This is a genomic window from Bradyrhizobium sp. AT1 (genome assembly GCF_001590795.1).
Classification (GTDB): Bacteria; Pseudomonadota; Alphaproteobacteria; order Rhizobiales; family Xanthobacteraceae; genus Bradyrhizobium.
In genome coordinates this window covers 1-7,753 of the sequence record NZ_JXDL01000001.1, presented here as the reverse complement: position 1 = coordinate 7,753, position 7,753 = coordinate 1, and the positions used below count along the sequence as shown (strand labels likewise).

The window sequence follows — 7,753 nt, the reverse complement described above, 5'->3', positions numbered from 1 at the left end:
GTCCGATCTTCGCCGGCGTGCTGTCGGTGCTGATCTTCCTTGCCGGCCTGATTTCGCTGTTCGCGATGCCGATCTCGGAATATCCGGACGTGGTGCCGCCGTCCGTCGTGGTGCGCGCGACCTACCCCGGCGCCAATCCCAAGGTGATCGCGGAAACGGTGGCGACGCCGATCGAGGAGCAGATCAACGGCGTCGAGAACATGCTCTACATGTCGAGCCAGGCCACCACTGACGGCGCCATGACGCTGACGGTGACGTTCCGCCTCGGCACCGACCCCGACAAGGCGACGCAGCTGGTGCAGAACCGCGTGCAGCAGGCCGAACCGCGCCTGCCGGCCGTGGTGCGCCAGCTCGGCATCATCACCAAGAAGTCCTCGCCCGACCTCACCATGGTCGTGCATTTGCTGTCGCCGAACGGCCGCTACGACATGACGTATTTGCGCAATTACGCCGTGCTCAACGTCAAGGACCGCCTGGCGCGGATCGACGGTGTCGGCGACGTGCAGCTTTATGGGGCCGGCGACTATTCGATGCGGGTCTGGGTCGATCCGCAGAAGGCCGCCGAGCATGGGCTGACCGCGAGCGACATCGTGCGGGCGATCCAGGCGCAGAACGTCGAGGCCGCCGCCGGCGTGGTCGGCTCCTCCCCGAACGTTGCGGGCATCGATCTCCAACTCTCCGTCAACGCCGAAGGCCGCCTTGCGAACGAGGAGCAATTCGCCGACATCGTGGTCAAGACCGGGACGCGCGGCGAAGTCGTGCGCTTGCGCGACGTCGCGCGCATCGAGCTTGGCGCTTCCGAATACGGCCTGCGCTCGCTGCTCGACAACAAGCAGGCGGTGGCGATCCCGATCTTCCAGGCGCCGGGATCCAACGCGTTGCAGATCTCCGACAATGTCCGCGCCACCATGGCAGAGATCAAGAAGAACATGCCCGAGGGCGTGTCCTACCAGATCGTCTACGATCCCACCCAGTTCGTGCGCTCCTCGATCGAGGCGGTGATCCACACGCTCTTGGAAGCGATCGCGCTGGTGGTGCTGGTGGTGATCCTGTTCCTGCAGACCTGGCGGGCCTCGATCATCCCGCTCCTGGCCGTGCCCGTGTCGATCGTCGGCACGTTCGCGGTGATGCACGCGTTCGGCTTCTCCATCAACGCGCTCAGCCTGTTCGGCCTCGTGCTCGCGATCGGCATCGTCGTCGACGACGCCATCGTCGTGGTCGAGAACGTCGAGCGCAACATCGAGTCCGGGCTGTCGCCGCGCGATGCCACCTATCAGGCGATGCGCGAGGTGTCGGGGCCGATCATCGCGATCGCCATGGTGCTGATCGCGGTGTTCGTGCCGCTCGCCTTCATCTCCGGCCTCACCGGGCAGTTCTACAAGCAATTCGCGCTGACGATCGCGATCTCGACCGTGATCTCGGCGGTCAATTCCCTGACGCTCTCGCCGGCGCTCTCGGCGCTTCTGCTCAAGGGCCACAACGAGCCGAAGGATCGCCTGACGCTGATCATGGAAAAGGGCCTTGGCTGGTTCTTCCGCGGCTTCAACAAGGCCTTCACGCGCTCCTCGGAGAACTACAGCGGCAGCGTCTCCAAGGTGATCTCGGGCAAGACTGCGGTAATGGGCCTCTATGTCGTGCTGGTCGGCCTGACGGCCTTCCTGTTCCAGCAGGTTCCTAGTGGATTCGTGCCGGGCCAGGACAAGCAATACCTCGTCGGCTTCGCCCGCCTGCCCGACGGCGCGACGCTCGACCGGAGCGAAGAGGTGATCCGCAAGATGAGCGACATCGCGCTGACCCAGCCCGGTGTCGAGAGTTCTGTCGCCTTCCCGGGCCTGTCGATCTCCGGCTTCACCAACTCGTCCAACGCCGGCATCGTGTTCTCGACATTGAAACCGTTCGACGAGCGCAAGGATGCAGCCCTGAGCGGCAATGCCATCGCGGCCGATCTAAACAAGAAATACGCCGGCATCCAGGAGGCCTTCATCGCCATGTTCCCGCCGCCGCCGGTCAACGGCCTCGGCACCATCGGCGGATTCAAGCTGCAGATCGAGGACCGCGCCGGCCTCGGCTACGAGGCCTTGAACGAGGCGACCAACGCGTTCGTGGCGGCGATGCAGAAGGCACCGGAGATCGCCGGCGTGTTCTCGAGCTTCCAGGTCAACGTGCCCCAGCTGTTTGCCGACATCGACCGCACCAAGGCGCTGCAGCTCGGCGTGCCCGTCACAGAAGTCTTCAACACGCTGCAGATCTATCTCGGCTCCTACTACGTCAACGACTTCAACAAGTTTGGCCGGACCTATTCGGTGCGCGTCCAGGCCGACGCGCCGTTCCGCGCCCGTGCCGACGATATCAGGCAGTTGAAGGTGCGCTCGTCCTCGGGCGACATGGTGCCGTTGTCGGCGCTGCTCAACATCCGGCAGAGCGCGGGACCGGAGCGCGCGATCCGCTACAATGGATTCCTGTCGTCCGACATCAACGCGGCAGCGGCGCCCGGCTTCTCGTCAGGCCAGGCGCAGGAGGCGGCGACACGGATCGCGGCGGAGACATTGCCGCCCGGCTTTGCCTTCGAATGGACCGACCTGACCTATCAGGAGTTCATCGCCGGCAATTCCGGCCTCTGGGTGTTCCCGCTGGCGATCCTCTTGGTGTTCCTGGTGCTGGCCGCGCTCTATGAGAGCCTGACGCTGCCGCTCTCGATCATCATGATCGTGCCGATGGGCTTGCTCGCTGCGATGTTCGGCGTCTGGATTTCGAAGGGCGACAACAATGTGTTCACCCAGATCGGCTTGATCGTGCTCGTGGGCCTCTCGGCCAAGAACGCGATCCTGATCGTCGAATTCGCGCGCGAGCTCGAATTCGCGGGACGCACGCCGATCCGGGCCGCGATCGAGGCGAGCCGGCTGCGGCTTCGCCCGATCCTGATGACGTCGATGGCGTTCATCATGGGCGTCTTGCCGCTGGTGCTCTCGACCGGCGCGGGCTCGGAGATGCGGCGCGCCATGGGCGTTGCCGTGTTCTCCGGCATGATCGGCGTCACCGTGTTCGGCCTGTTCCTGACGCCGGTGTTCTATGTGCTGCTGCGGACCGTCACCGGCAACAAGCCGCTGGTGCATCACGGCAGCGACATCAGCGCGGCACCGGTTCAGAGCGCGGGTCATTAGACCAGCGAAATCCCCGAGAGCAGCAACAGGACGAGCACGGTCTTGCGAAAGACCGTCTCGTTGACGCGGTGGAAGGCAATCACGCCGAGCACTGATCCGGCAAACAACGCCGGCAGGCTGACCGCGAGGTCGACGAAGACTTTTGACGACAGATCCTGGTGTCCGACCAGCAGGACGATCGCGAACACCTGCATCGCGGCGATGAAAGGCTGCACCAGGCCGCGCTGCTCGCTCTTGGGCATGCCGCGCATGTCGCACCAGATCGTCGGGATCGCACCCGGCATCGCCGTCAGCCCGCCGACGAGCCCTCCTCCGAACCCGATCAGTGCGACCCAATGCCTGCCGACGGCTTCACCGGCGGTCACCAGCGTCGGCCGCAACAGCATGTAGGCCGCATAGAGCGCCACGACGATGCCGAAGCCGCGCCGGAGCAGATGCGTATCCGCGCTCTGCAGCAGCGACACGGCGATGGGGACGCCGATCAATCCGCCGACGATCAGCAGCAGACTACCCTCCCAGCGGATGCTGCGCCGGAGCGCCCACAGATTGGTCGCCTGCACGCCGATGCTGCACGCCATCATCAGCGGCACGGCTTCGAGCGGCTGAAACACCCGCAGCAGGATCGCGCCCGCCACGGCAGAGAACGCGAAACCGGAGAGCCCGGAAACGAAGGCGCCAGCGAACACGGCAACGCTCAGCAGAATCAGAGTCGTGACATCAGGCACGGACCGTCCTCCGGTCAATCGGTGGGAATCTGCGAAACGTCAGCCGCCGGCTCTTCGGCGCAGACGGCCGCCTCGTGCGGAGCCGACGTTTGCATCGCATGGGCGTGGGATCGCTCCAGAAGTGCCAGTCCGACCAGCTGAAGAGCGACGAGGGCCGCGGTCAGCACGATCGCGACGATGTTGAAATTACGCGCGCTCGAACGCAGCTGGGCTGGCGGCGCGCTCGCGCGCATCAGATCCGTTGGCATGTCCTGAAATATCCTCTTCCTTGCCGAGCGGAATGATCTCGTTCAAATGCAATGTGTCGTCCGGCTGGGCCAGCAAATGGTGATAGCGCTGCAATGCGCGGCGCGCGTCGATCTTGCGCTGCTCGTGAAATGCAGCACCGACGCGAACGACGATGTCACGGAACTTCTCGGCCATGGCAAGTGACGTCCTTCGCATGACGATCTCCTTTCAACCTGAACGAGAGAATGATGGGATTCACTCCAGCCTGCTGTGAGTTGCTTCACAGAAGAAGATGACAGGTCGAACAAGAACTCGTGTGATGCTTCTCTAGAAGAGCGCGCAAAAAAACGCGTCATTCGATCGAATGACGCGCGATAACTTTCAAATGATGTTGCCGTTTGAACCTGCAGCCAGCTGCAGCGATCGCTCCGCGACGCGCGTGCGCGTCAGTGCAGAAGCGGATTGGAAAAACCCGCCGCAAGCTTGACGAGATCGGCCTGACGGGAAACGCCGGTCTTGGCGAAGACACGATGCAGATGCGTCTTCACCGTCGTCTCGGCGATCCCCAGCGCAGTCGCGGTCTCCGGCACGCCGCCGACCTCGACGATCGATTGCAGAACGCGCAGTTCCGCCGGCGTCAGTTCGAACGCGCGGTCGACCAGGCCTGCGCATGCGCTGCTGTCGAGTTCCGCTTTCCAGACGAGCAAGGCCCCGACCGCCGACGAGCGATCCCTCGCACCGTCACGCAGCAGCGACGGCAACGCAATCACGTGTGCGACGTAATACGATCCGTCATGCGAGGTCAGCGGGATCTTCCGACCGTCTGCCGCCGCCACGGCAACCTCTCCCGGATCGCGGAAGATATTGCGCAGGACGAGGTTAGCCTCGGAAGATCTCGTCACCAGCCGGCCGGCGATGGAACGCAGAACATCGTCGGCGGCCAGGATCGTCTCCCCGGCGGGATTGCTGTGGACGATCCGGCAGGCTGAATCGAGCAGGATGACGCCCGCATTCAGACGGTCCACGATGTCGGCCAACGCGGTGGCGCGTTGCTGTTTCCGCTCGATCGCCCGGTTGATCATCAGAGCCCGGCTCGCATGCGGGACGAGGAACTGCATACGCGCACGCTGCTCGGCGTCCAGCATCTCCCTGCCCGGAATCACGGTCATCAGCATCGGGCACGGCGACTTCTGTTGCTCCAGCACCACGTTGGCGACGTCGACGCAGCCCTGCGGTCGCAGCCATTCCTGATAGAAGCGCCCGCGGCGGTACTCGTCGAAGTTCACGAGGTCCGGAATGTTTCGCACCTCGCCATACCGAGGAAGCCGGGCAAGCGGATCATACTGGGAGTAGGTCTCGGAATAGAGTTGGATGTAATGCGGATCGACCCCGCAATAATAGTGCGTCGCGCCCGACTTGCTGACCGTATCCTTCGAAATCAGGCCGCAGGCCTGGCTGCCGATGAAGTCGTTGAGCATGACGACGACATCGCTCCACAACTCAGGGTGGAGCCCCGCGTCATATATGCTCTCGATCAGCTCGGACTGACTTGGAGATCGGGACATCGGAACAGCCAATGATGTCAAACCTGGAGATTTGCGGAATGTTCTGCATGCCCTGCGGCTTCTGTGAGTCTATCGCGGAAGCAAAAGGTTCAACGCCGACGGCGATTTGCCGGTCAGTGAACGAGCGGATTGGCAAATCCCGCGGCGAGCTTGACGAGATCCGCCTGCCTGTTCACGCCGGTCTTGGCGAAGACACGATGCAGATGCGTCTTCACCGTCGTTTCTGCGACGCCCAGCGCTGCCGCCGTCTCCGGAACGCCGCCGATTTCGACGATCGACTGGAACACGCGGAGCTCCGCCGGCGTCAGATCGAAAGTCCGCGCGATCAGTTCGCCGCAGGACCGTCCATCGAGCGACACCTTGCGCAGAAGCAGCGCACCGGCGGCATCGACGACGCGCTCGCTGTCGTTGCGCATCAGGGAGGACAACGGCAGCAGATGAGCGACGTAGCGCTCGCCGGTGGGGGACAGCAGCGGCATGGGATGGCCGTCTGCGGCAAGCAGCGTGGCGTCGCGCCGGCCCGCCAACGTTTCGCGGAGCGTCCGATTGGTCTGCGCGCTGCAGGTCACGAGCTCTCCGGCGACGGATCGAACCACGTCGTCGGCTGCGAGCAAGGCGTGACCGGCCGCGTTCGCATGCACCAGGCGGCAGAAGCCATCGAGAAGGAAGATCCCGGCCGTCAGATTGTCCAGGACATCGGCCAGTGCCGTCGCCAGCGTCAGTTGGACCCCCGTGGCGCGGTTGACGAGAAGCGCGCGGCTGGCATGCGGCACGAGCAGCGAGAGACGATGCTTCATGCCGGAATCGACCATGCGCCGGCCCGACAACACCGTCATCATCACCGGGCAGGTCGCGTTCGACATCTCGAGCACGACATTGGCCGCATCGCTGCTTCCCTGCGGCCGCATCCATTCCTGGTAGAAGCGCCCCTTGCGATACTCCTCGAAATCGACGAGATCCGGCACGCTCACAACCTTGCCGTGTGGCGGTAACACCGAGAGCGGATCGAACTTCGAATGCGTGTCGGAATAAAGCTGGATGAAGTGCGGGTCCGCCCCGCAATAATAGTGGGTGACGCCGAACTTGCTGATCGAGTCCTTCGAAAACAATCCGCAGGCCTGGCCGCCGACGAAATCCCGGATGCCGGCGACGACGTTATTCCAGAGCGATGGATCGAGCCCGGCATCGTAGATGGATTCGACGAGGTCCGGCAGTTTCTGCGGTCGGTGCATGGCTCAGAATGGCACTGAGTGATCAATGCCCCCGAGGATAGCACAACCGAAGCATGCGACATCCTCCGATCGGAGGAGGCCGCCGGCCGGGCGGATGGCACCCGGCCGGCGGGCATCGCGTTCAGGCCGCCAGGGCTGATGCCGGCTCAGAACGCGACGCGAACGCCACCCTTCGCGGTGCCGGTGCGGCTCTGGTCGGACATCATGATGCCTTCGACCGCTCCGAACACGGACACGTTGCGGCTGGTGCGGTAGTCGAAGCCTAAGCCTGCGACCGCACCGACCGTGCTGCGGCTGCCGGGCGTCACGAAGGACAGGTTCTGGCCGAGCAGCACCGTGTTGATGGTGGTGTCACCGGCGCGCTGAAGCGCGATGACGCCGCCGTGGACGTTGGCTTTGAGCTCACCGCCGGCGAGGCTGGTGACGCGCGAGAGATCGACCTCGCCGCGCTCCTCGAAATCCTGCAGCGTGCGGCCGCCGATCGACAGGCCTTGCGCCGAGCCGGTCTCGCTGTAGCCGTCGAACCGGCCGGCGACGTAGCGCAGCCGCGCCGTCGGCGTCAGCACATAGCCGTTGCCGATGTCGAGCCTGTAGCCGTAGGCGACCTCCGGGCTGACGTACCAGCCGCTGTAATTCGCCGTCGCGGTTTCCATGCCGCCGATGGCCGCGTCGTTCAGCACCAGGCGGCGTGACCTGTTGTCGGCATTGCCGCCCTGGATCGTGAAGTCGAAGAATTGCGCGGCCCATTCGAAGCGGCTGTAGGCGCCGGCGAACACGTAATTGGTGTCCACCGACTGCGAGTTGAGATCGACCGACAGGCCACCCTGCCCGCCGCCGAGGAA

At 64.2% G+C, this 7,753-nt stretch carries 6 protein-coding genes; 1 reads left to right on the top strand and 5 read right to left on the bottom strand.

Annotated elements, in window-relative coordinates; translation table 11 throughout:
* Positions 1 to 3,161: efflux RND transporter permease subunit (locus tag SE92_RS00035; protein ID WP_063921194.1), on the top strand; the 3,161-nt coding region annotated here is incomplete at its 5' end.
* On the opposite strand, the gene SE92_RS00030 is transcribed toward SE92_RS00035, so the two are convergent.
* From SE92_RS00030 to SE92_RS00005, 5 genes are all read right to left on the bottom strand, one after another.
* The gene (locus SE92_RS00030; protein ID WP_063193907.1) at positions 3,158 to 3,886 is read right to left on the bottom strand and encodes a sulfite exporter TauE/SafE family protein; all 729 of its coding nucleotides are present in this window, start codon (positions 3,884 to 3,886) and stop codon (positions 3,158 to 3,160) included. The genes SE92_RS00035 and SE92_RS00030 overlap by 4 nt on opposite strands.
* Positions 3,887 to 4,072: 186 nt before the next feature.
* The gene (locus SE92_RS00020) at positions 4,073 to 4,330 is read right to left on the bottom strand and encodes a hypothetical protein (protein ID WP_063193905.1); all 258 of its coding nucleotides are present in this window, start codon (positions 4,328 to 4,330) and stop codon (positions 4,073 to 4,075) included.
* A 230-nt stretch (positions 4,331 to 4,560) separates the two neighbouring features.
* On the bottom strand, positions 4,561 to 5,679 hold the full coding sequence (locus tag SE92_RS00015) for a helix-turn-helix transcriptional regulator (protein ID WP_063193904.1): 1,119 nt from the start codon (positions 5,677 to 5,679) through the stop codon (positions 4,561 to 4,563).
* 113 nt (positions 5,680 to 5,792) lie between these two features.
* A complete protein-coding gene (locus SE92_RS00010) occupies positions 5,793 to 6,911 on the bottom strand; it encodes a helix-turn-helix transcriptional regulator (protein WP_061811858.1) in 1,119 nt (372 codons plus the stop codon).
* A 146-nt stretch (positions 6,912 to 7,057) separates the two neighbouring features.
* Positions 7,058 to 7,753, bottom strand: a 696-nt coding sequence (locus SE92_RS00005) for an autotransporter outer membrane beta-barrel domain-containing protein (protein ID WP_157094943.1), incomplete at its 5' end; no start/stop codon positions are given.

Coding starts and splice junctions, on each gene's coding strand:
- SE92_RS00020 (WP_063193905.1), bottom strand. CDS start 4,330: ATGCGAAGGACGTCACTTGCCATGGCCGAGAAGTTCCGTGACATCGTC.
- SE92_RS00015 (WP_063193904.1), bottom strand. CDS start 5,679: ATGTCCCGATCTCCAAGTCAGTCCGAGCTGATCGAGAGCATATATGAC.
- SE92_RS00010 (WP_061811858.1), bottom strand. CDS start 6,911: ATGCACCGACCGCAGAAACTGCCGGACCTCGTCGAATCCATCTACGAT.